The sequence below is a fragment of the Sporolactobacillus sp. CQH2019 genome (genome assembly GCF_028765345.1).
GTDB lineage: Bacteria > Bacillota > Bacilli > Bacillales > Sporolactobacillaceae > Sporolactobacillus.
In genome coordinates, this window is the sequence record NZ_JARAJZ010000001.1 from 21,886 (window position 1) to 44,744 (window position 22,859).

The 22,859-nt window shown below is 46.9% G+C and carries 21 protein-coding genes; 7 read left to right on the forward strand and 14 right to left on the reverse strand.

Going from position 1 to position 22,859, the window contains the following annotated elements; all coding sequences use genetic code 11:
- Nucleotides 1-5 precede the first annotated feature (5 nt).
- Nucleotides 6-1,169: an acyl-CoA dehydrogenase family protein gene (locus tag OYT88_RS00080; RefSeq protein WP_274397295.1), complete on the reverse strand. Its 1,164-nt coding sequence runs from the start codon at nt 1,167-1,169 to the stop codon at nt 6-8.
- Nucleotides 1,170-1,665: 496 nt separating this feature from the next.
- Between OYT88_RS00080 and OYT88_RS00085 the strand changes: the two genes are divergently transcribed.
- The 7 genes from OYT88_RS00085 (at nt 1,666) to OYT88_RS00115 (ending at nt 7,698) form a co-directional block, all read left to right on the forward strand.
- Nucleotides 1,666-2,577, forward strand: coding sequence for a LysR family transcriptional regulator (locus tag OYT88_RS00085; protein ID WP_274397296.1), 912 nt, complete (start codon nt 1,666-1,668; stop codon nt 2,575-2,577).
- A gap of 200 nt (nt 2,578-2,777) precedes the next feature.
- Nucleotides 2,778-3,911, forward strand: a complete 1,134-nt coding sequence (locus OYT88_RS00090; protein WP_274397297.1) for an acyl-CoA dehydrogenase family protein — start codon at nt 2,778-2,780, stop codon at nt 3,909-3,911.
- A gap of 28 nt (nt 3,912-3,939) precedes the next feature.
- Nucleotides 3,940-4,710: an electron transfer flavoprotein subunit beta/FixA family protein gene (locus OYT88_RS00095; protein ID WP_274397298.1), complete on the forward strand. Its 771-nt coding sequence runs from the start codon at nt 3,940-3,942 to the stop codon at nt 4,708-4,710.
- A 12-nt stretch (nt 4,711-4,722) separates the two neighbouring features.
- Entirely contained in the window at nt 4,723-5,730 is a 1,008-nt protein-coding gene (locus OYT88_RS00100) for an electron transfer flavoprotein subunit alpha/FixB family protein (protein WP_274397299.1), read from the forward strand.
- A gap of 133 nt (nt 5,731-5,863) precedes the next feature.
- Nucleotides 5,864-6,391 (forward strand): desulfoferrodoxin family protein, encoded by a 528-nt coding sequence (locus tag OYT88_RS00105; protein WP_274397300.1) that lies wholly within the window; start codon nt 5,864-5,866, stop codon nt 6,389-6,391.
- A gap of 34 nt (nt 6,392-6,425) precedes the next feature.
- Complete coding sequence (gene coaD / locus OYT88_RS00110) at nt 6,426-6,938, forward strand: pantetheine-phosphate adenylyltransferase (RefSeq protein ID WP_274397301.1); 513 nt, start codon at nt 6,426-6,428, stop codon at nt 6,936-6,938.
- 322 nt (nt 6,939-7,260) lie between these two features.
- Nucleotides 7,261-7,698, forward strand: a complete 438-nt coding sequence (locus OYT88_RS00115; RefSeq protein WP_274397302.1) for an acyl-CoA thioesterase — start codon at nt 7,261-7,263, stop codon at nt 7,696-7,698.
- 486 nt (nt 7,699-8,184) lie between these two features.
- On the opposite strand, the gene OYT88_RS00120 is transcribed toward OYT88_RS00115, so the two are convergent.
- The 13 genes from OYT88_RS00120 to OYT88_RS00180 all read right to left on the reverse strand — a co-directional run bounded on the left by OYT88_RS00120 (nt 8,185) and on the right by OYT88_RS00180 (nt 22,851).
- Nucleotides 8,185-9,336 (reverse strand): acyl-CoA dehydrogenase, encoded by a 1,152-nt coding sequence (locus OYT88_RS00120; RefSeq protein ID WP_274397303.1) that lies wholly within the window; start codon nt 9,334-9,336, stop codon nt 8,185-8,187.
- A gap of 81 nt (nt 9,337-9,417) precedes the next feature.
- The gene (locus tag OYT88_RS00125) at nt 9,418-10,371 is read right to left on the reverse strand and encodes an MBL fold metallo-hydrolase (protein WP_274397304.1); all 954 of its coding nucleotides are present in this window, start codon (nt 10,369-10,371) and stop codon (nt 9,418-9,420) included.
- A 2-nt stretch (nt 10,372-10,373) separates the two neighbouring features.
- On the reverse strand, nt 10,374-11,945 hold the full coding sequence (locus tag OYT88_RS00130) for a class I adenylate-forming enzyme family protein (protein ID WP_274397305.1): 1,572 nt from the start codon (nt 11,943-11,945) through the stop codon (nt 10,374-10,376).
- Between the two features lie 38 nt (nt 11,946-11,983).
- Nucleotides 11,984-13,255, reverse strand: a complete 1,272-nt coding sequence (locus OYT88_RS00135; RefSeq protein ID WP_274397306.1) for an MFS transporter — start codon at nt 13,253-13,255, stop codon at nt 11,984-11,986.
- 56 nt (nt 13,256-13,311) lie between these two features.
- Nucleotides 13,312-14,070 carry an enoyl-CoA hydratase/isomerase family protein gene (locus OYT88_RS00140; protein ID WP_274397307.1) on the reverse strand — a complete coding sequence of 253 codons (759 nt, stop codon included), beginning with the start codon at nt 14,068-14,070 and terminating at the stop codon, nt 13,312-13,314.
- 34 nt (nt 14,071-14,104) lie between these two features.
- Nucleotides 14,105-16,168, reverse strand: coding sequence for an oxidoreductase (locus OYT88_RS00145; protein ID WP_274397308.1), 2,064 nt, complete (start codon nt 16,166-16,168; stop codon nt 14,105-14,107).
- Between the two features lie 68 nt (nt 16,169-16,236).
- Nucleotides 16,237-16,524 (reverse strand): 4Fe-4S dicluster domain-containing protein, encoded by a 288-nt coding sequence (locus tag OYT88_RS00150; RefSeq protein ID WP_274397309.1) that lies wholly within the window; start codon nt 16,522-16,524, stop codon nt 16,237-16,239.
- A complete protein-coding gene (locus OYT88_RS00155) occupies nt 16,521-17,810 on the reverse strand; it encodes an FAD-dependent oxidoreductase (protein WP_274397310.1) in 1,290 nt (429 codons plus the stop codon). Before OYT88_RS00155 ends, OYT88_RS00150 begins: the two co-directional genes overlap by 4 nt.
- Before the next feature lie 21 nt (nt 17,811-17,831).
- Nucleotides 17,832-18,779 carry an electron transfer flavoprotein subunit alpha/FixB family protein gene (locus OYT88_RS00160; protein ID WP_274397311.1) on the reverse strand — a complete coding sequence of 316 codons (948 nt, stop codon included), beginning with the start codon at nt 18,777-18,779 and terminating at the stop codon, nt 17,832-17,834.
- A 17-nt stretch (nt 18,780-18,796) separates the two neighbouring features.
- Complete coding sequence (locus OYT88_RS00165) at nt 18,797-19,564, reverse strand: electron transfer flavoprotein (protein ID WP_274397312.1); 768 nt, start codon at nt 19,562-19,564, stop codon at nt 18,797-18,799.
- A gap of 469 nt (nt 19,565-20,033) precedes the next feature.
- Nucleotides 20,034-20,831: a TIGR03084 family metal-binding protein gene (locus OYT88_RS00170; RefSeq protein ID WP_274397313.1), complete on the reverse strand. Its 798-nt coding sequence runs from the start codon at nt 20,829-20,831 to the stop codon at nt 20,034-20,036.
- A gap of 153 nt (nt 20,832-20,984) precedes the next feature.
- A complete protein-coding gene (locus OYT88_RS00175; RefSeq protein ID WP_274397314.1) occupies nt 20,985-21,842 on the reverse strand; it encodes a GNAT family N-acetyltransferase in 858 nt (285 codons plus the stop codon).
- 10 nt (nt 21,843-21,852) lie between these two features.
- Nucleotides 21,853-22,851 carry a DUF2156 domain-containing protein gene (locus OYT88_RS00180; RefSeq protein WP_274397315.1) on the reverse strand — a complete coding sequence of 333 codons (999 nt, stop codon included), beginning with the start codon at nt 22,849-22,851 and terminating at the stop codon, nt 21,853-21,855.
- Nucleotides 22,852-22,859 lie beyond the last annotated feature (8 nt).

A 22,859-nucleotide genomic window follows, 5' to 3' on the forward strand; every position in this document is an offset into this window, starting at 1 on the left:
GGCTGTTACTCAATAAATCCGCCGTTTGCGATCAGCGGACGGGCCGCCGTCAGACGCTGTACCGTGCGCGGACCCTCTTCAAACCAAAGGGCACGGGCATCGCGGTACATTCTTTCAACCGGGCCGTAAGGATTGTCCTCAAAATAGCCGATGCCGCCAAAGATTTCCAGGCAGGAATCAGAGACGGTACGAACGGTATCAATACCGAACAGCTTGCTCATCGATGCTTTCATTTCAATGCTTTCACCGTGATCGAATTGCCGTGCCGTATCCATCAAAATGGTACGCAGCGCGTAGACCTGTGTGCCCATATCGGCGATCATTTGCTGAACGGCCTGACGTTTAATCAGCGGTTTGCCGAAAGTGACACGATCTTTCGCACGGGCAATCGCCAATTCAAGGAATCTCTGTGACAGTCCGAGGCAGCTGACACCGATCGACGCACGGGACAGTGCGAGCGCATCCATGAAGATTTCCAGACCTTCGCCGACATTGCCAAGTACATGATCGTCGTCGACCTCGACATCTTTTAAAAAGATATAACCATGTCCGGCACCGCGGCAGCCCATCATGTGCGGCATCGGCTCAACAGTAAATCCAGGCAGATCCTGCTCCACAAAGAATGCTGTGATTCCGCCTTTTTTGCGTTTGTTTTCATCTGTGACTGCAATCACATAGCTGGCCCCAGAAATATCGGTGTGCGAAATCAACGTTTTCTTGCCATTCAAAACCCATTTGTTGCCCTTTTTTACGGCCGTCGTTCGAATATCGGCACCGGTGCCGCAATCCGGTTCAGTCAGGGCAAAGTTCGTGAAAAACTCGCCGCTGGCAAATTTGTTCATGTACTTGTCTTTCAGTTTCTGAGAGCCATGTTCGTACAGAATATCCCAATCAAGACCGTTAGCATAGTGCAAATTCATGCGCATGCCGCCCGGTCCGCGGCAGATTTCTTCGAGTACCGGGAAAAATTGTTCGACACTCAACCCCAATCCGCCGAATTGTTCCGGAAGTGTCAGAGCAAATAATTTGTTTTCGCGGCAGACATCGAAATATTCTTTCGGGAAAACATGCGTTTGTTCGATTTCCGGCTGCAGCGCTTCAAGATCGTTTTCAACGACATGACGCGTCTTCAGACACAAATCTTTAAGTTCCTGATCCGTGAGCTTCATACCCAATTCTCCTCCATTTTTTCTCCGTAAAGGAGTTATTGCCGGCTCTATCCATGGATCCACTCCGCTTATAGGCGTTTGGCAAACCCCTGGCATGACGACATTGTCGAGCCATCGTGCAAAGAATTCTTTGAAGTCGCTTCCCTTGCACGTCTATAATGTAAGCCGTTTCATAATCAAAAACAATTTGGAATACGTTAACCTCATTTCATTTTTGAGCAATCCTGATATATGCTCTGATGCACGCCGATTATTTAGCAAATGTTTGCCTATTGGCCCAAATTGTTATTTTATTCACAAAGCCACGAATAATGTTTGTGTCTATACACGATCTCACTAAATGATTTCTTTTTTTAAAAATTTTGTATTTTCCATGAAATCATTGAGACACTTTATCTCTTTTCACTATAATTAATCAATGGAATCGGTATGCAACCACTTTCATTGTTCAAGTGATCTTTTATCGCTTCACATATCACGTATTGGAGGAGCCTTTATGGAACTAATCCAAGTAAAATACGTTCTGGCCATTCAAAAATGGAACAATTTAACCAATGCCGCCAATGAATTGAGTATCACTCCTTCTTCTCTTTCTCAGCAGCTGAAAAAGCTTGAAGAGGAACTCGGCGTTGAACTTTTTTCACGCACGACACGAGTCGTAAAGCCCACGGAAGCCGGCTGCGACTTTATCGATTATGCACAAACGATCGATACATGTGTCATGCAGTTAAAACAAAAAATGAATCAATATGCGGTCGGCGAAAAAGGGGAGCTGGAGATTGGAGGAACACCCGCGCTGAAAGCATATGGGATCACGCATTTTATTGGTGAATTTGACAAGCATTATCCGCACGTCCATGTGAATATACACGAAGCCGAATGTTTTGATCTGTACCCGCTTTTATTCAGCAGTAAGATCGATGCAGCTTTTCTAACAGCCGCCGATAAAGCCGAGCCCGGAAAATTCAGATTGGATACTTTTCCCCTCGTGGAAGACGAAGTTGTCCTCGTCACATCAAAAAAACATCCTTTGGCCAAGTCGGAAGTCGTCGAATTGAAAGATCTGCGCAACGAAGCGTTTATTCGTTTCTCCAAATCGGCGGGCCTTTATCATGACGTCATGGCTGCCTGCAGCAAAGCCGGATTTGAACCCAATTATGTCTATTATACAAACTATGTTGACACGTGCCTGGGCCTGGTCTCAGAGGATCAGGGCGTCGCCTTTATTTCCTCAAAAATCGTGACTCACATTCTTTGGGAAAACATTGCCGTAATCCGCATCCATCCGAAAATACCGAGAATGCTGTCACTGGTCATCCCGCATCAAACTAAATCGCCGATCGTTCTTAATTTCCGGGATTTTATCGTAAAAGAGGCTCAAAAAGAAGGAAAAAAAGAACAACGTTGAACTTTTTACGTTAAGCCAATGTACCATTCATTAGTTATTCTTAACATTAAATCAGATTTCGTGATTCATTGAAAATCAGTTGAAAATCAAAAGACGTGTGTAAACATTAAATTGTGCCCCATTATTCATTGCAGTATATTGAGTGTGAGATCGAAGCTGTGAATGGTTTCTCAATATACTGCACATTGGGGGTTTTTATTGTGGAATACATCTTAACCGACGAGCAACGGGAACTCAGAGATCTGGTCCGCGAATTCGCTCAAAAGAAAGTCAAACCGCACGTAAAAGAATTCGACCGTCAAGGCGAATTTCCCAGAGAACTGCTGCAGGAAGCATTCGATATGGGACTGCACGTTCTGGAAATTCCCCAAGAATTCGGCGGAGCGGGGCTTGATTTCAAAACAACCTCTATTATTTTCGAAGAATTGGCCAAAGTCGATGCAGGCTTCGCCATTTCGCTCGTCACGACCTTCGTCGCGCTTCGCGGCGTCATCCTTTCCGGCAACGAGGCTCAAAAAAAATTGTTTGCCGACATTATCGTTCCGGGAGCGTTCGCCGCTTTCTCACTGACTGAGCCGAATGCCGGATCCGATGCCGGATCAATCCGCGCGACGGCCGTTAAAGAGGGTGATGAATACATCCTCAATGGCAGCAAATGCTTTGTCACGAACGGCGGCGTTGCCGATGTTTATGTCGCATTCTTTTCGACCGATAAAAGTCAGCGTACAAAAGGTATTTCTGCTTTCATCATTGAAAGAAGCCGTCCCGGCATCACCGTCGGAAAAGAAGAGGACAAAATGGGACTGCGGCTCTCCAACACGACAGATGTTATTTTTGAAAACGTTCACGTTCCTGCCGGCCATCTGATCGGCAGTGAGGGAGACGGTTTTAAAATCGCCATGAACGCACTCAACATCTCACGCGCATTCGTCGGCAGTCTGGCCCTCGGTATCTGCCAGTCTGCCATCGATGAAAGTGTCAAATACGCAAAGGAAAGAGAACAATTCGGCCGGCCAATCGCAAATTTTCAGGCCATACAAATGATGCTTGCCGATATGGAGATTCAGACCGAAGCCGCCCGCCGTCTCGTCCAGTACGCGATGAACCTGATTGATGAAGGCCGGGATGTCGTCACAGCAGGCGCAATTACAAAAACCTTCTGCGGTGATACGGTCGTTAAAGTGACGACCGACGCTGTGCAGATTTTCGGCGGATACGGTGTAAGCAAAGAATATCCGGTCGAGAAACTGATGCGGGACGCGAAAGTATTCCAGATTTTCGAGGGTACAAATCAGATTCAAAGAATTGTCATCTCACGAAAATTGCTTGCCTGATTTTTTTTAATAAATGGAGGCGTTCATAATGAATTTGCTTGTGTGTGCGAAACAAGTGCCCGACAACCTGGAAATCAAGTGGGATGCGGCAAAGAACCAGCTGGATTTCTCCGGTGCGGCCCTTGCAATCAGTGAATACGACAAAAACGCGCTTGAAGCGGCCGTTCAGTTAAAAGAACAATTAGGCGGATCGGTAACCGTTGTCAGCGTAGGAAACGATCAGGCGCTTAAATCTTTGAAGGCATGTATCGCAGTCGGAGCCGACAGGGCCGTGCTTATTCAAAACGATCAGTTCAGATCGCCGGATGCGTTTGCAACCGGTGCCATCCTTGCTGCCGCGATTAAAAAACTCGGATCCTTCGACGTGATTTTCTGCGGCGATCAGGCAATGGATACCAATGCCGGTCAGGTCGGCATTCAATTGGCGGAACAAGGAAACATCCCGCAGATCAGGCATGTCACCAAAATCGTCGTGAATGATGAAAAATTAACCGTTGATCACAAGACAGAAGACGGTTACCAAGTCATTGAAACGAATTATCCCATATTGCTGACGGCAAGCGATACGCTCAACGAACCGCGTCTTGCAACAATCAAAAGCAAAATGGCGGCCAACCGCGCAAAAATTGAACAAATAAAAGTATCTGAATTGAATCTTTCTTTCGAAGCACCGCCACTGCATCATTTGAAAATTTCCGCACCTGAGCCTAAGAAGACCGGCATCTCAATCTGTGAGAAATCAGGGCGGGACAGCGCACAGAAATTGTTTGACTATCTTGCTGCCGACAAGCTTGTCTAAGGGGGAAAAACAATGGACGTTTCAAGTTGCAGCAATGTTTGGGTTTACCTTGAAGAAAAAGACGGCACGCTCAGAAATTCGTGCCTGGAATTGCTTAGCAGGGGCAGGGACATCGCCGATCGGACAGGCGGAAGATTGACCGGCGTATACATTGGGCAATCAGCCGATCAAGCCGCAAAAACAGCAGCAGAATACGGCGCGGACCAAACGATCCGGATCCACATCGCGGACGCAATCGAGACAGCCGGCAAGACACAGGCGCTCGCCTCACTCACAGAAAAATACAGACCGGCAGTTATCTTGTTCAGCGATACCGACGATGGCAGCGAAATCGCAGCACGTCTGGCAGGAAAGCTAAAAACAAGCGCAGCAATGAATTGTCAGTCGCTGACGGCCGGCAAAGACGGCAGCATCGTCTGGACGCGTTCCATTTATGCAGGGAATGCCCTTTTATCACTGTCCAGCCCGGAAATCCGCCCGCAGATTGCCACATTCCGCGCCGGTGTTTTCGAGAAGAAAAAAAGTGAGACTGCCAAAGATATACAGATCGTTCAAGAAGAAATCGCCGGCATTCCAGGCAATTCTCATATTAAGATTATCGACACGATAAAAAATGCTCAGGATGCCTCCGGTATTCCGCTTGAAGAAGCAAAAGTCGTTGTCTCCGGCGGAAGGGGAATGGGAACGGCAGAGAATTTCGCTCTTGTCAAAGAATTAGCCGATCTCCTCGGCGGTGCCGTCGGCGCGACTCGCGCGGTGATCGATGCCGGATGGATCTCCGCTCCGCATCAGGTCGGACAATCGGGAAAAACAGTACGGCCGGATCTGTATATCGCCTGCGGCATCTCTGGTGCTATCCAGCATCTTTCCGGCATGAAGGGTTCAAAAATAATCGTTGCTATTAATAAAGATGCAGATGCGCCCATTTTTAAAATTGCCGATTATGCGGTCGTGGGGGATGTACTTGAGATTTTGCCTGCATTGATTGACGCCATTAAAGAAGAAAAATCCGCCGTATAAAATAGATTTCAGAATGACCGTCCCAACAATAGATTTTATGTATAGACTGCCCTCCTTATATTCAGTTATTTGGAGGGTTGGCCTCTATGCAGGTGGACTTTCAGCAGCTCAATAACCATCGGGAGATGAAAAAATGGACGCAAGGCAACTGAGATTACAAATGAAAAGGCAGAAAATACTCAACAAACGGCCGGAATTGATCAGTGCAGATCCCCATTTTTTTGTCTGCAACAAATGTCATCGACTGTTTATTCAAGAAATCAAGTCTTCACCGGCCTCCGATCCGACATGTTGCGGCCAGAAAATGGAGCAATTAATTCCAAAAGATAGCGGCAATGGAGAAGAAGAACACTTACCGCTGCTGACATTCACCGGAGGCATCTCAAAATCTCATGCGGCAAAAGTTGAAATCAGCAGCCGGCCGCATCCCATGGATAAAACGCATCGGATCGAGTGGGTCTATTTAAAAACAGCTACAGGCAGTCAATTCAAAAGACTGAGAGTCGCGCAATATCCGCTTGTCACTTTTGCACTTGCCGATGAGGACGCTTACGCTTACTGTAACCGTGATGTTTGTATTAACTGCGTCTTTCACTGCAAACGCGGTTTTGCTGCTTACGCCTATTGTAATCGCCACGGTTTGTGGAGAGTTCAGATTTAGCACGCCCTGTTTCACTAAAAAAGGAGGAAGCGTCATGTTACAAACCGCTATTTATCCCGGCAGTTTCGATCCGGTGACACGGGGTCATCTCGACATTATTACACGCGGAAGCCAGATATTTGATCACCTCATCGTCGCCGTTCTCAATAACTCATCAAAGCGGCCGTTGTTTACTCTTGAAGAACGAATGCTTTTGCTGCTCAAAGCGGCCGGACATCTTAAAAATGTGTCAATCGACAGCTTCGACGGTCTGCTTGTCGATTATCTTAAGAAAAAAAAGTGTGCGATCATTCTGCGCGGTCTGCGGGCCATTTCCGATTTCGAATATGAACTGCAGATTTCATCTGTTAATAAAAAATTGGCTCCAGAAGCTGAGACATGTTTCATCATGAGCAGCAATCAGTATTCCTTTTTGAGTTCAAGTATTGTCAAAGAAATTGCCCAGCAAGGCGGCGATGTATCCGAATTTGTTCCTCCCGCCTCCGATCGGGCGTTAAAAATGAAATACGGCTTTTCGATTCAATGCCCATCCTTGATGGAGAGATAACCGCTCGCACGATCTGAAATCGTGACAATTGTGTCAACTCACTGAACCTGAGGAACGGAGCAGGCGGCGGATATTCCACCTGTTTTATTTGAAGTACGGTATTTTGCGGTGCAAACGCGTTGAACTTTATTTACAGGAAATCAACAAAAATCCGGTTTCCTTTTGATGAAACTATAAATGAAATCGGCGTTAAATTAAGAACTTGATAAGGTTACGTATGAAATATTCTATTAGTCTATCGCTGCAATAACGGTCCGGATAACCGGACAGATAAATAGAATAGAAAAAGAAATTCTAAATCAGCTGCGGGAGGAATCATGCAATGTTTAAGACCCACCTGACTGTTCGACTGAATGACTGTGACGGCATGCGCCATGTAAACAATGCTGTCTACTATACCTACTTTGAAGAAGGGACGCGGGGAATTTTTCGGCTGTTCACACCCAGTCTCGATTTAAATGATTTTCAAGTCATCGTGGCGTCCTCACATTGTGACTATCTTCATCAGACGACTTATAATGAAAAGATTACGGTTTATACGTGGATCGGGTCTATTGCTCATTCAAGTTTCAACGTCGAACATGCCGTTTCAGATGAAGAAGGACGCTGGCATGCGCGGGGTCACGTGACATTAGTTCATTTCGACTACCGGCAGGAAAAATCCGGGCCGCTTTCCGAAAGCATGAAACGGATTTTACTTCAACATCAGCAGGGACCGGAGGGAGTCCCGGAATTGCGCATGTGTCAACATTCTCTGTGATAGAATCAAAAAACGACGCTCAGAAAAGGCCGTACATAAGAACAAGTCGTTTAGATACATCTGCCCTTATCGCCAGCCTTATGCCCCGGCCGGGATCCGGATTTTCAACGATTTCCGGCAAGTTGTTTGTTACATTCACCTGTTCTTGCTGCTTTTCGTATCAGATTCTTGTCGGGCCCATGAGTCTAGCGCCGATCGTTCCGCCATTGTCCGCTCATCTGCCTCTCTTCCGGCATTCAATCGGCCGAGTGATCAAACAACGCGGAAAAGACTGTTCCAATCGTCCATACGGGACCGCCTGAAACGGAGGTTTGTCCGGAGCTGTCCCTTCAGCAAAAGATGGGCACTGGGTGTCAGGAAAAACGCAAAAAAAGCGGGCGGTCATTTTAACCGCTCACTTTTTTTATTCACTTTATTTGAAAACATCTTCCCAATCAGCCATATTTTATATACGATTTTGCTTAATCATTCATATCGAGCTGACGCTTACTGATACTGCTTTAAAATTGCCCGGCCGGCAATATGGATCATGATCTCGTCTGTTCCTCCGCCGATCCGATGCACACGGGCATCGACCCAAAGGCGGGAGATCCGGCAGTCAGTCGTATAGCCGATCCCTCCCATAATCTGCATCGCATCGTCGATCACTTCGTTCGCTGACTGTGCACAGTATAGCTTAGCCAAAGCCGACGAGATCTGTACGGGTTGATGATGATCGATTTCCCACGCGCACTTATAGACCATGTTTCGCATATTCTCAATCTTAATTTTCATATACGTAATTTTCTCCTGAATCAACTGCCGGCTGCCGATCGGCTTACCAAACTGTACCCGCTGATTGGCATATTTTGCGGCATCTTCAAAAGCACACTCAGCCATGCCGAGCAGCGAAGCGGCGATATACAGCCGCTCAACCTCAAAATTAATCATCGCCTGCATGAAACCGTCGCCTTCAACGCCGACAAGATCTTTTTCTTCCAGTTCGACATTCTCAAGATAAACCTCGCACGTATCAAGCATATGCCAGCCGATCTTGTCAATGCGCTCAATTTTGACACCCGGCGCATTCATCGGGATCCACCACATCGAGAAAGCGTGCCGCTTATTTACATCATCCGATTCATCAGCATTTCTGGCCAGACAGAGCATGTAAGGCGCCCGGGCGGCATTGCTCATAAACGTCTTATGACCGTTAATGAACACTTTTCCATCCTTTCTCCTGAAAGTGGTCTGAATCGAACTGCTGTCAGACCCTGCCTGCGGCTCGGTAAAACCGAGAACAAAAGCAATTCTTCCCGCCTTAATGGCATCCATCGTATCCTTTTTTTGACTCTCCGAACCAAACTTCAGCATATCGGCAATCGATAATGCCTGTCCAAAGGTAAAGTGCGGACCGCCATTTTTAGTAATCTCCTCGGCAACCAGCATCATGGTTGTCGTATCGACAGGCGTTCCTCCATATTCTTCCGGAATACCAAGCAAATTAAATCCATTATCAGCCAATGCTTTTTCAAATCTGGTTGGGTATTGCTTATTCGCATTGCAATATTTCATATAATCTTCCGTACAGTCGCGCGCCATAATTTCCCGCAAACTCTCAAGCAGCAGTTCTTGTTCTTCCGTTATCGTAAAATCCATCTCAAACACACTCCATCTATCATTTTTGCTGAAAGATCAGATCAACGATAATCCATGGGAAACATCGCTGACAGATCCTCGTCATTGTCTCTGAATACGATGACCGCATACGAGATGATCCAGATGAGCCACGGTTTCCGTAAACGCCATCCATCTCTGCCCTGGGGACAACTGTTCCCACGCAACACCGCCGGTTGACCAGTTCACTTTCCCTGCAAGTTCATAACTGTTTGCATGCGGCCATTCAAATGTGAGACGTTCGATTTCATTCAGTCTTTTTTGGTGGTGCTTAATCAGCTGGTTAATGCGTTCGGTAGCGGGCATACCGCTATTTCCGTGTCCGGGAAAAGCAAACTGAATGACCATCTTTTTTAAATTGTATAAACTTTGCAAGTAATTTCCTAATGGATCACGGATTCCAGGCATAAAACCAATGACCGGACTAATGGCAAAAAGCACATGATCGCCCGTCATCATCAACTGACGTTCTGGTAGATAAAGGCACATATGGCCCGGCGTATGTCCTGGCGTCGAAATGCATGTCCATTCGTAAGAACCGATCCTCATCTTGCTGTGCCCGTCAAGTAAACGAAGATTCCCTGCTTTTAAAAAGTCCTTTTTTCTACCAGCTTTTGGGCGGTAAAATTGACTAATCTCCTGTATCGGAAACCCTTCATCTTTACTCCGTTTCATGAGCTGAAAAAAATAAGATTCGGACGTTTTCCTAAGTGAAAAAAGATACTCTTGACGACTGATCGCAACGGTGGAGAATGTGTTTCCAGGTGTATAAGCAAGTTCCGCATGGTCAGGGTGGCAATGAGTCAGAAAAATATCTGTCCTTTTTGGGTCAATTGACAGATCATGGATTCCCTCTTTAAAAGCATGCAAACTCTCCGGGGTGTTAAGACCCGTATCGACAATCAGGCTCTTCTCCCGGCTTTTGACGATATAAGCATTGACGCTTTTCAGAGGATTGCCTTGTAAAGGCATTTCAATTAAATAGACATCCGGATGTGAGAAAACTTTTCTGACCACACTCAGCCCACCTTGTTTTGAATCGTCATTTTCTCTCTGAATTTCTGCACAAGTTTGTATTTTTGCATCTTACCCGCATCATTCCTTGGAAAACAATCAATCGTTTCTATATAAAGCGGTTTTTTATAACTAGCCAGATATTTTTTGCAATGCTCCTGCAGTTCACTCAGCGTCATGGACATGCCTTTCCTGAGCTGTAACACTGCCATGATTGCTTCCCCAAACTTTTTATCCGGAATGCCGAAGACAATACAGTCTTGGACTTTCTCATGTTTTCGGATCACATCGGCTACCTCTTGTGCGAACACATTCTCTCCGCCGGTTTTGATCATTTCTTTCTTTCGAGACATGAGATAAAAGTTGCCATTGACATCTTTCTTCATCATGTCACCCGTTCGCAGCCACCCATGCGCAAGCCTGACCTTTTCTGTCAGTTTGGGCTGATCATAATAACCGGCCATGATCGTCGGTCCTCTGACGATACACTCGCCAATTTTCCCGATCGGCACTTCCTTATCGTCTTCTCCCAGTATCTTCATCTCAATAAAAGGCATCGGTTTCCCGATACTGGCAGCTTCAGGAAGCTGCCAGTCCGCCATTTCAAGTGTCAGTACAAGACTGGATCCCGTGCCGCTCTCCGTCTGACCCCATCCGTAATTCATTTGACAATTTGGAAATCCCTGATAAATTTTTCTGATAATTTCCGGTGTCGTACTCCCCGCCGCACTTTGAACAAGCCGCACGGAACGAACATCATAGTTGCGGAAAGACGGAAACTCAAGAAGCCGCAGATAGGATGAAGGTGGCAATAACAATAAATATGTGACTTGTTCGTGTTCAATGGCAGACAATATGTTCTGCTCATTAAAGTGATCGCAAATAATCAGGGTCGCTCCGGCACCAATGACTGAGGTAAACCAACTGTGCCCGCCGTGATGATCCATTGGACATTGAATCAGAACCGTCTCATCCGAAGTTGCCCCGATTTTGCTTGACATCATCACACTGATGATTTCCGCTATATCGCTAAAGTGAGTCCGCATCACCCCTTTAGGAAGCCCTGTCGTACCGCCGGTGAATTGAATGCGCGACAAGGCATATCCGTTCTTGTAAAGAGGGGGTTCCTCAGTGCTTTCTGTGAAAAGCGTGTACAAACTGATCTCTTTGGTGTGAGTCTGCTTTGCATCGATAATAAACTGAACCGTTGGAAAATCATTTTCTATAGAAGAAACTTTCTCTCTGCATGCTTCAGCAAAGATTAAACTTTTGCAACGTGAAGACCGCAAAAGAAACTTCAGTTCTTTGGCAATCAATCGCGTATTCAGCGGAACAGCCACAGCCCCAATCTTTTGAAGTGCATAATAGATTTCAATTAATCGAATGGAATTGGGGAACAGATAACCGACCGGATCACCGGATCTGATGCCCAGTCTGCGCAATCCATAGGTGAGGCGATTAACGGTTTCATTGAGTTGTCGATAGGTCATCCGTTCCTGCCCATGAACAAGCGCTGTTTTCTGAGGATAACGTCCAGCGTTCAGCAACAAGAATTCTGCAACATTCTGGTAAAGCAAGATACTTTCTCTCCTTTCTTCCTAAAATCGAAATCGGTTTACAAATTGATCTCATACCGAGATCTTAGTTTTCTGCTTGTCACTCGCGTCAGGACGACAAGCAAGACAACGATCACATAGGCAGCCAAACAGATCTCCCATGAAAGGCTGTACGAATGTGTTCGATCAAAAATAATCCCGACAGCAATGGGAGTCAGTGCACCGAACGCACCGTTCGCAACTGTAATCCACGAATAGATCTGACTGTACTCTTTGGTGCCGAACGTTCCGCGCACGGCCATCGGCGGAATAACCACAATGGCCGCGTAGGCTCCGCCAAAAAGAAAAGTTCCGATGAAAAAAAGGATCAGGCGATTCCCGGACAGAAGAAGTGTGGTGACACCCAGTAAACCGCATAAACAACCGACAATGGCTGCTTTGGCGAATCCCCATCGATCCGTCAGGCCTCCCAGCACAATTTTTCCGAAAATGCCGCCGATCATAATGCAGGAAACACCGGTCGCTCCCACTGTCGGCGACAATCCCACAGATACTGCATACCCAGGGACCTGTTGGAGCATCGAGGCACTCATGACGAGCAGTCCGGAGAAAATAAAAACGAAGTAAAAAGGAAACGTTTTCGCTGCTTGCCTGGCCGTCATACCTCGGATGGCCTGTCCTTCCCGGTTATTTACCGCATTTTCATCTGTTCCGTAGGGTCTCAGGCCGATATCCTCCGGCCGATATTTCAAGAAAGCGATGACTAGCGGAACCGACAGTAAAATCGAAGCCAACCCAAGAACAATTCTCGCCACCCGCCATCCATGTTGTGTAATCAGCAAACTGCCGAGCGGGTTGGTAAAAGCAGCGACTAGGCTGGCACCGGCTGCAACAATGCCAAGAATCGTGCCGACATATTTTTTAAACCAATTATTAATTAACAACGGAATCGGAATATACATTAAAAACGCATAGCAGATTCCAAGAATGACGCCGGCAATATACCAGTCAGTCAGCGAATGGAACGCTGCGCTTAAAGCATAAGTCGCCCCCATCACAAAACATGAAAGCCCGATCGACAATTTAATATTTATTTTCGGTAATACGATTCCGACAATCGGCAGTGTGACGGTCATGACGATCTGAATAATCGTCAGATAGAAATTCATTTTCGCAAGCGGCCAGCCCATCTCAGCGCTGACGGGCTGAAGATAGATACCGGCCGTGTTGGCAACAATTCCCAATACACAGGCATTGACCGCGCAACAACATGCAAATATTTTCCAGGCATAATGAATGTTTCCCGATCTCCGGCCGCGAATTTTATTCATTCATTGACACCTCCTATCCATTGAATCTAAAATGACTGTCAGATCGATACCATACATTATTTGTTAAAATTTTTTGCCATTATCTGATATTCCCGCGTTTGCGTACAAAAGGGTGAAGCCGTCGATTCCGCCTCCAAAATCAGATGGAGCATCGGGCGCAAGACACCGTTCGTGATGTTTTTAGTGATCTGCACAGCAGGCGCAGACAGTCCGGCAATGCTTTCAGCCAGTTCCATAGTCTCTTTCTCCAAATTGTCCGGTGTGGCTATTCTGTTAGCGAAACCAAGCCGACAAGCCTCATCTGCGCCAACTGTCCGACCCGAATACCACAATTCCTTGGCACGGTAGGGACCTATGAGCTGCGGAAGAAACAGCATCGCTCCCATCTCAGGCACAATCCCGATTTGAACAAAATTTGCAATGAATTTCGCTCGGTCCGAAACAACAATTAAGTCACAGGCGAGCGCAAGGCTCATCGCTCCTCCGATCGCATAGCCATCAACCATTGCAATCACTGGTTTGTTCAGCTGCTGAATTGTCAGTACTGTGCGTGTATATTTTTTCAGTAATTGCCGGCTTTGACCAACCGTCAGGTTTCGTCCCTCATTTTGTTTCAGATCACCGCCCGCAGAGAAATGTTCACCCTGGCCTTTTAAAACGATGACCTGGACGTTTGCATCATTGTCTAAAGCCATCAGATTGACGGTCAGATCGTCCATCATCTGACCGTCGATGGCATTTTTCCTTTGCGGTTTATTTATTACAAGAAAAGCAATACCGTCTTTTTTCATCTCATAATAGATTGTTTTTTCCATCGGAACGTCGCTCCTTTCTATTATCCAGAACATTCTACAGATGAATGGCTGCGCGATAGCCGGCTTTCGTTGCATCGGCCATCCGTGCCGGTTCGATACAATCCCCGACGGCGTATATTTCCTTCACTCTGGACTTGAGTGCATCAACAAGCTCCATATTCTTTTCAAAACCCAGTGTAACGGTGACCGTGTCCGCCGGTGTAAAATATTCATGGCCCTCCTGATTCTCTGCAAAAACGCCGGTCTCATTAATACGTGTGACTTTTGTCTGTGCATTGAGCGTAACATGCGGCGACTTTTTAAAAGCACTGCGGATATGGAAACGGTCGCTGCCGCCCACATCCCAGCCGATTTTTTTTCTTTCCTCGAAAATGGTAAGTTCGCGGTTGTGCTTCATCATTTCCTTGCCCAGTTCACACCCCGGCAGGCCGCCGCCGATAATCGCGATTCTTTTCCCAAGCGGCCAGTGAGAAAGGCTCATGAATGTTCTTGCAAGCTGAGGGGTGTAGAAAAATCTCAGAAAGACCGATCCGCAATTCCACATCACTTTATTGAATAATCCCGGCTTTTTGGGCGGCTTCCCATTGAGCATTTCAAGAAAATCATGAGACTGAACCACATGCTTCCCTTTGCTGCCGGGAACATCGAGCGAGACAGGATGCCCGCCAACGGCAACAATGACCGCGTCAGGTTTAATTGCATCAACTAATTCAGGTGTCACCTTTGTATGAAGCTTTACTTTGATTTCCGGATGTTTTTTGAGATATGTCTGATAATAGTTTTTGAGACGTTCATACATCGGGCTGAAAATGGCACTCATGACAAGGCAGCCGCCAATTCTCGGACCTCGTTCATAGATTGTTACCTGATGGCCTCTTTCCGCTGCCGTTTTTGCAGCAGACAACCCACCAGGGCCGCTGCCGATAACCATCACACGCTTTACACGTTCGACCGGCTTGAACGGTTGGTCTAATTCCGCGCCAAGCCGCGGGTTCACACCGCAATATTCAAGCGGCTTACCCTCGCTGACTACGTCATCAAGGCAGCGGCAGCAGCAAATACACATGTTGATATCTTCGGGACGATCTTCTATCACTTTTCTGACGAATTCCGGATCAGCAATGTTATAGCGCAGCCCGGCGATCAAATCTGCTTTCCCTTGTTTCAGTATCTGTTCCATAATAAACGGATCGGTTTCACGATATCCGGTTGCTACTGGTTTCTTCGCAACTTGTTTGATCTTCTCCGATACCCAGGACCAGTGGCCGTCCGGTATATCTTTTGTTGTCAGCGGAACCGAAGACTCATGCCAGCCGATTGCCAGATTGTGCATGTCAATGCCTGCCCGTTCCAGATAAGGAACGACGGCCAGCGACTGTTCAACATCCATCCCCTCCTGAATGCCTTTCACATATTCAATGGGCGACCAGCGGCATAATATGGCAAAGTCAGGTCCGCAAGCTTTTCTGATCGCTTGAATCACTTCGACCGTCAGCCGGCAGCGGTTCTCAAGGCTGCCGCCATATTCATCGGTTCGATTGTTTGTTGCAGGGGATATAAATCGGTTTAGAATCCCGCCAACGCCGGCCATCACTTCCACACCGTCCCAGCCGGCTTTCTGAAGTGTCCGTGCACAGCGTACCATCTGTTCTTTAAAGATCTCGATGTGCTCTTTTTTCATCGGCGTGAACGGTGTCATCCCTTTCAGAATCACGACATTCGATGGTCCCCAAGGTTTTTCTTCCTCTTCATCCGAAGGTTTCCAATCGTGGACGGCCCACGGCTGTCCGATCAGAAACGCACCAGCAGGTTTCACCGCATCCGCCATTTTTTTCAATCCGTTTAGGTGCCGATCATTGTAAGCAAATGGCAGCGGATGGCCGAAACCCGGCCTGCGATAAAAAAAGGCCACCGTCTGGCAGATCAGTGCCGTTTGTCCCGCCGCACGCTCCTGAAGATAATGGAGCATGCGCGGCGTCGGTCCGCCTTCATCATCCACATACCCATGCCCCGGCGACATTGAAGTCGTCATCATTCTGTTCTTTAAGACCATGTTTCCAATCTGAATTGGAGAACTTAGCGTGGGAAATCGCGTCATTTCTTATTCCACCTTTGCTTATATAAATCACTCTATCATCTGTTTCCGCAGGGCTGGAAAGACTCCCCTCAACCTTGTCTGTAAACAATACCGAACCCGCCCTCCGGATAGTCCCAATCTGTAATAAATCTGGACATGCTTAATACTCTGCATGTCCCGCACTCCAGACATCCGGCATAATCAAAGGTTAGGGTATTCTGCTCGTTTAATTTGTAAAGTCCGGCAGGACAAGCCAGCATGAGTTTCTTCAAATGCTCTCTATCCGGAAAATCACAATTGATCCGGATATGTGCGCGTGCCTCGTTGACATGAATTTTGTCGACACTGAGTTTTTGTTCCGTACTCAACGGGTTCATAAAGCTCTAACCCCCTTAAAGGCATCTTTTAGAAGCCGAAGAATGCCTACTCGTTTCACGCTTTTTCTCACCTTTGACAACAGAGTCACAGATTCATGTCCGTCCACAACAAACAGATCGTGCATCAAAGTATTCACCATTGCCGGATAATCGTTATAGATCCGATGATTCTCCATAAAAGCAGGAAAATTCCGGTACCGCTTTAAATCTTTCAAAACGAAACTTTGATCCAACGCCTTCTGATAGGCGGATAATGTATTTGCCGAATAATCTTGCCTTTCTTTCGCCTGTATGACCGTCTCAGCAGCCAGCCTGCCGGATTCAATTGCCAGATCCATTCCCCGTACCATGTAGCCAATATTGATAACAAAATTGGCTGCATCGCCAGTGACAAGAACGCCGTCCCGATACAAAACGGGAATGCTCTTTAAGCCGCCTTCAGGCACAAGATGAGCGGAATATTCGGTCAGCGTTCCTCCCTTGATCAGTGGACGAATCAAATCATGATTTTTGAAATCGTCAAGCATCGCCGGCACGCTTTTGTCCGAAAAACCGATGTCGGCAACAGTTGTCACAATACCTAATGAAATACTCGTTCTGTTGGTATATAGGAAACCACCGCCGATAGTCCCTCCGGTGCAGGAACCAGCAAACAGCCAGGCCAATCCATCATCGTCTGTCAAGTTAAATCGATCCTGAATTTGCTTTTCACCCAGCTCAATGATTTCTTTAACACCGACCGCGACCTGATCGGGAGAAAGTTCCTGCTTCAATCCTGCCTTCTGTGCGAGCAATGAATTGACGCCATCCGCCAGTATGACGACATCCGCTTCCATTCTTTCATCGCCGGCAACAATCCCGCATACTTTTCCGTTGTGAATAATCAGGTCATCCACCCGAACACCGTAGATAAACATGGCGCCTCTGTTTTCAGCCTGCTCAGCCAGCCAGCGATCAAATTTCGCGCGCAGAACAACATAAGAAGATTGTTCAAGGGCAGCTGATTCCCCGCTTAAATAATCAAGCGTTGTTGCTGCCCGGTCAGTCATCAGACTGATTCGTTCCTTCGTGACTTTACGTTCAATCGGAGCGGCGGACGCAAAATTCGGAATCAGTTTTTCCAGACTGTGCCCGTACAGCCGCCCGCCGGTCATATTTTTTGAACCGCTGTAATCGCCCCGTTCAACAACAACAACTTCCATTCCCGCACCGGCAAGTACATAGGCCGCCGTCGATCCGGCGAGCCCGCCGCCAACAATAATAGCGTCAAATTTTTCTTCGCTCATTTGTCTTCACCATATTTCTTTTTATTGCTGCACAAGCTTTATCAATTCCGGAACTACTTTGTACAGATCACCGACGAGCCCGTAGTCCGCCTCGCGGAAAATGGGTGCGTTTTTGTCCTTATTGACAGCAACGATAATCCGTGAGCGGCTCACACCGACCATGTGTTGAACCTGCCCGGAGATACCCAATGCAAAATAAATATCGGGTGCAATGATCGCACCGGATACGCCGACATAACGCTCTTTCGGCAGCCATTTTTCACCTTCGGCAACCGGCCGTGAACAAGCTATTTCTGCACCGAGCGTCGCGGCAAACTGCTCAATAAGTTCAAGATCTTCCTGTTTTTCCAGACCGCGACCGATGCTGACAACGTATTTAGCCTTATTAAGGCTGGCTGCTGCCTGTTTTTTAGGATGAGTGTTCAGGCGGACGATATGCGATTCGATGGGTACATCATTCAAGCTGATAATACCCGGACCTGGTGAAATGCCGGATTCCTCAGCAGATGCCGTGAAGACACCCGGTCCCACTAAAGCAATTTTCATGCGTGTCACAGGTTTCTCAGTCCGAACGGCCGCTCCTCCGTACACGAGATGCCGAATGGTCAAAATCCGATCATCGATTACATCAAATTGAATGGCATCACTTACCACACCGGCCTTCAGCATGACACCTAAGCGTCCAGCCATCAATTTGTCTCGTCTGTTGCTTCTCATTAGAATCAGATCAGGCTGCTCTTGTTTGATAAGCGCCGCAACAACCAGTGTATAATTTTCCACTGGAATGTCTGTGGATGATTGGTCTATCCAGTAAATTTTCAGTCCATAGTCAGCGGCTCTTTCGGCTTCTTCCTTTGTTCCGATGACAAGGCCAGATGCCGTCTCGGCTAATTGTCCGGCCCCCGCCGACAGTTCTGCATAGTCCGCTAAATGATCGCTGAATACAAAAATTTTATTTAACTTTGCCACCCTGTTTGGCCTCCCGATCACAGTTCTTTCCGTAATTTGTCATACAGTCCGGCAACTTGTTCCGGCTCGTCGCCCTCGATTATCTCATGTTTGCGTGCCTGTTTTTGGGGAGCCAGTGTGTCGACAGTTTCAACCCGGCGATCGGCTGCTTCAAGATCGATATCGCTGGCCGACCAGCTTATACTCGGCTTTTTCCCCGCTCTTAAAATGTCCTTCATGGACGGAACACGGGTCTCAGCGATGTCGGCTGTTACCGACAGCACACATGGCAAAGGCATTCTGAGCGTCTCTGCACCATCCTCCAACGTTCGCTCCACAACAATGTTGTCGCCGTCCGGCGTGATTTTGCTGACACCGTTCATTGTGGCAGCATGCAGCAATTCTCCTAATTGAACGCCGACCTGCTGAGCATAAAGATCGGATGAACCTTCCCCGCAGAGAACCAGATCATAGTGCCCTACCTTTTGTAACGCAGCAGCCAGTACTTTAGCGGTCAAATAACTGTCCATTTCATTAAAAGGCTCGTCACTGATCAGCCGGAGTTCATGAGGTCCTCTTGATAGAATACTTTTTTTTAATTTAGTACTTTCAATCTGTGCGCCTCCCGCCGTCACGGCAATTACTTTTCCACCCGTCGATTCGGCAATCTGCATACCGGCTTCGATTGCGATTAAATCATACTGACCGATCTTCAACTCTGCTCGATCAAACGCCAGCGTCCGATCGGCATTCACAACAATATCCTGTTCTTCCGGTACAATTTTGTAACATACAACAACATCCATACCCTCACTCCATTCTCAACTGTGGTCATCAATGAAGCCCGATCGCTCCGTTATCCTGTGTGCACACGATGCATTGATTGATCGCGGCCTCACTTATATTAGAGAGCAAATGCCATGCCAACAAAAAATTTCTTCCTGTCTTCTTTGCCTTGTGCATCGGATTCAGCCATCAGTGTATACGCGAACTAAGGTATATTGCCCCAGTATCTGCCCGGCTCAAAATAACGGGAAAACAAACTATTTTAATATCAGTTTGGTCACAAGGCTGTCATAAAAACTGCAGCATCGGAACAAAAGCAGAACAGTTTGCACGCCCGACGATCATCACGGAACAAAAGCAGTCGGTAATCCGGAAGTCGGTCAGCATTGCCTTTCACTAATCACTGACGATTTGCACCAGACTTATCGGGACGGGCCTATTTAAAAAAGGGCCGTTCCAGCAAACGGCCCTTATGACATCATATTGAGTTCAGCGCAGACGGCGCGCTGGCGGTGCTTCTTCCGCTTCTCCGGCAAAAGTCTGCACAATGCTGGCATACCGGCGGGCTTCCTGACCGACAACCGTTAAATCTGTATCCATCCAGTTACGTCGGCGGACCGATACAAGCGCCCATTCTTTCGCACTCCCCCTAATGTAATCAGCCGCTTGAGGATCTCCCTGAGTCCACAATTTCCCCGAAGGCAGCGTCAGTTCCAGATAAATCGGCGTTTCCGGCAGGTCAATATGATTAATGCGATAGGCATTGGGACGAGCCCGCCAAGACAAGAACAGCGTACTCTTGATCCGGTCTTCAACAACCGGTTCAAGCCCTAGAGCATCGCAAATATCCACAGAATGTCCCCAAAGTTCCATCAGTCGTGCCGATACGAGCGACTTGGCCGACATCGGCAATCCCGGTGCCCACGGAATGCGATCCTTTGGCTGAGTATCGTAGAATGTGGCTGTCATCTGCGTGCGTTCTTCACGCCACCAATTTAGTGCCTCTTCACCGGTCATATATCGATACTTAAGTGCGCGGTAATAGTCGTCCTGATCGGCTTCCTTTGAAATTTCCATTAAATCGCTGGCTGTTCCGCGCATTAATTTCTTGGCCGCATAATCAAAAAAAGCAATATGGATGATCTCGTCCTTAATATCCCACGTTTTGACAATCTCTGCCGGGATTTTCTTCAGAAATTGTTCTTCCGATAAATGATTGACGAGCCCGTCCACGTATACTTGTTCAGCAACGAGATCATTAATAATATCCTTCATACCTTCAGCCATGCTTTCAGCTCTCCTTCTTTTGGATCATTCGAGACAGCAATTTCTGTTTTAGAAAATGTCATCGATAACTTTTCTGCAGAATTCCTGACTTTATATGCAGAACGGACGCACAATCAGGCAAGCCTTGTAAATCTTGTTCGGCTTGCAAGAGAGTCAGTTATACATCAGATTCATATAACCGGAAAAACATATGGGCCGCTCCGAACTCAGGAATTTAATACAGCCGATTGGTTCACCGGATTCACCGTATGAAACGCAAGTTGAAAGCAACACTTGTTCACGGCCATATGCCGACCCTATGCCATTTGCAAGATCGGATAATCCCTTAGAATCCATCGCGCAGCCTTCCTGAATCCACGGCAATCCTTTTTTCTCTGAGACAAATCCATAGGCAGCACACTCTCCATGTCTGTCCAGATAAAAAACATCGCCGCCCGTTGCACGGAATAACGCCATTTGCTTCAGCCAATCATCGCGCAAACGGACAATGAATCCATCCGTTAAGCGTACATTGTGTTCATATAACGCATTCATGCGCTCAACGTCTTTGTATTCCGCCTGTCTCAGATTCACATCCGATCTGTTGCCCGGACGAATTGTCCATTGGCTATTCTTGATAAAGAATCCCTGCTTATAGCCTAAACGCCGATAATAATCAAACAGGCGCCGCTCCTGGGGAATCAGCACAGTCGCTGCATCTCCCGCCGTTCGTCTAAGCCTTTCAACGTTTGCGAAAAGAAAGCGCATAATGCCGCGTCCTCGGTACTGCGGATGCGTGCAGGCTCCGTAGATATAGCTGACACGATCGACCCGTCGCCCGATTTTCAGCAAATACGGAAATACCTGCAGCATGGCGCAGAGTTTTCCTCTGTCTTGAACAATCAATGTATTCTGCAGATTAAAATAATCCCGAAAGTAAATCCGTGAAAACTCTTCTTCTCCCGGAAATCCAAGCGCCCACAAATGCTGAATTTCCGAAAGATCACCTGAACTTGCATAGCGAATAATCATAAACAGCTCCTCAATATTCACGTTTGCAGGTTGCCTGATATTCGACATTAAGCCACACCGGGTGATAAGTCAATTTGGCTCGGCGAAGCCCCTTAATTCCTAAATCTTCTTCACGATTGATCCACTGGACTTGTCGGCAGTGATGCTGCGCAAACAGTTGGTTGATCATCTGGTAAGCGCCCACGATCTTGCGATCAGCCTTTTCAAATTGAACGATGAACGTATCGTTTAAACCTTGAATGCCGATAGCAAAGCCGATCAAACGATGATCCAAATAGAGTAAACTGCCGCGTAGCTTTAATCGATCAAAATAATGAAAAGCACATATCAATGCCTGCCTTTCACCAAGTAAATAACGATTTTTATCCAAACTGTAACTGTTCATCCATTGTTCATGGAAAGACAGGACAGCGCCCATATCACTTTCAGACATGTTGCCATAATGCCATCTGCCGGCATATGTTTTCCGAAAATGATTGATATGGTTCTTCTTTTCATGAAATTTTCTTCCGCATAAATCAATCAAGTCTTCACTTCTATAGATATAATCTTCAGACCCTCTCATCTCACAAAAGCTGAATCGATTTGGGAATAAATGCTCAATTTTCTCCAGACCCTCGGCCGACAGGGCTGTAATGACCGGAATTTGGCCGTGCATGCCGGCATCTTCCAAGATTCGGAGAATTCCATTGGCAAAGTTTCCGGAACCGACAGGCATAAGATATACCGACCGGTCACCAATATAAGATCTCATTTTGATAAACAGAAGATCATCCGCGATACAAAATTGCGTGTTGAACTGCCGTTGCCAGATCAGCAAGTCCACAAAACAATAGCTGCTCGACCGGATATCTGAACATCTTACATAATCACTGATAACAGCCTGATTCTGAATAGTGATAGGTTTAAAAGACAACATGATAGAATTCCTCATAGTTCGTCCGATATTTAAACGCAGGCCTGCGACATGAAAACACCTTGCAGACAACCATAAAGATATTTCTGCCATCACAGCTT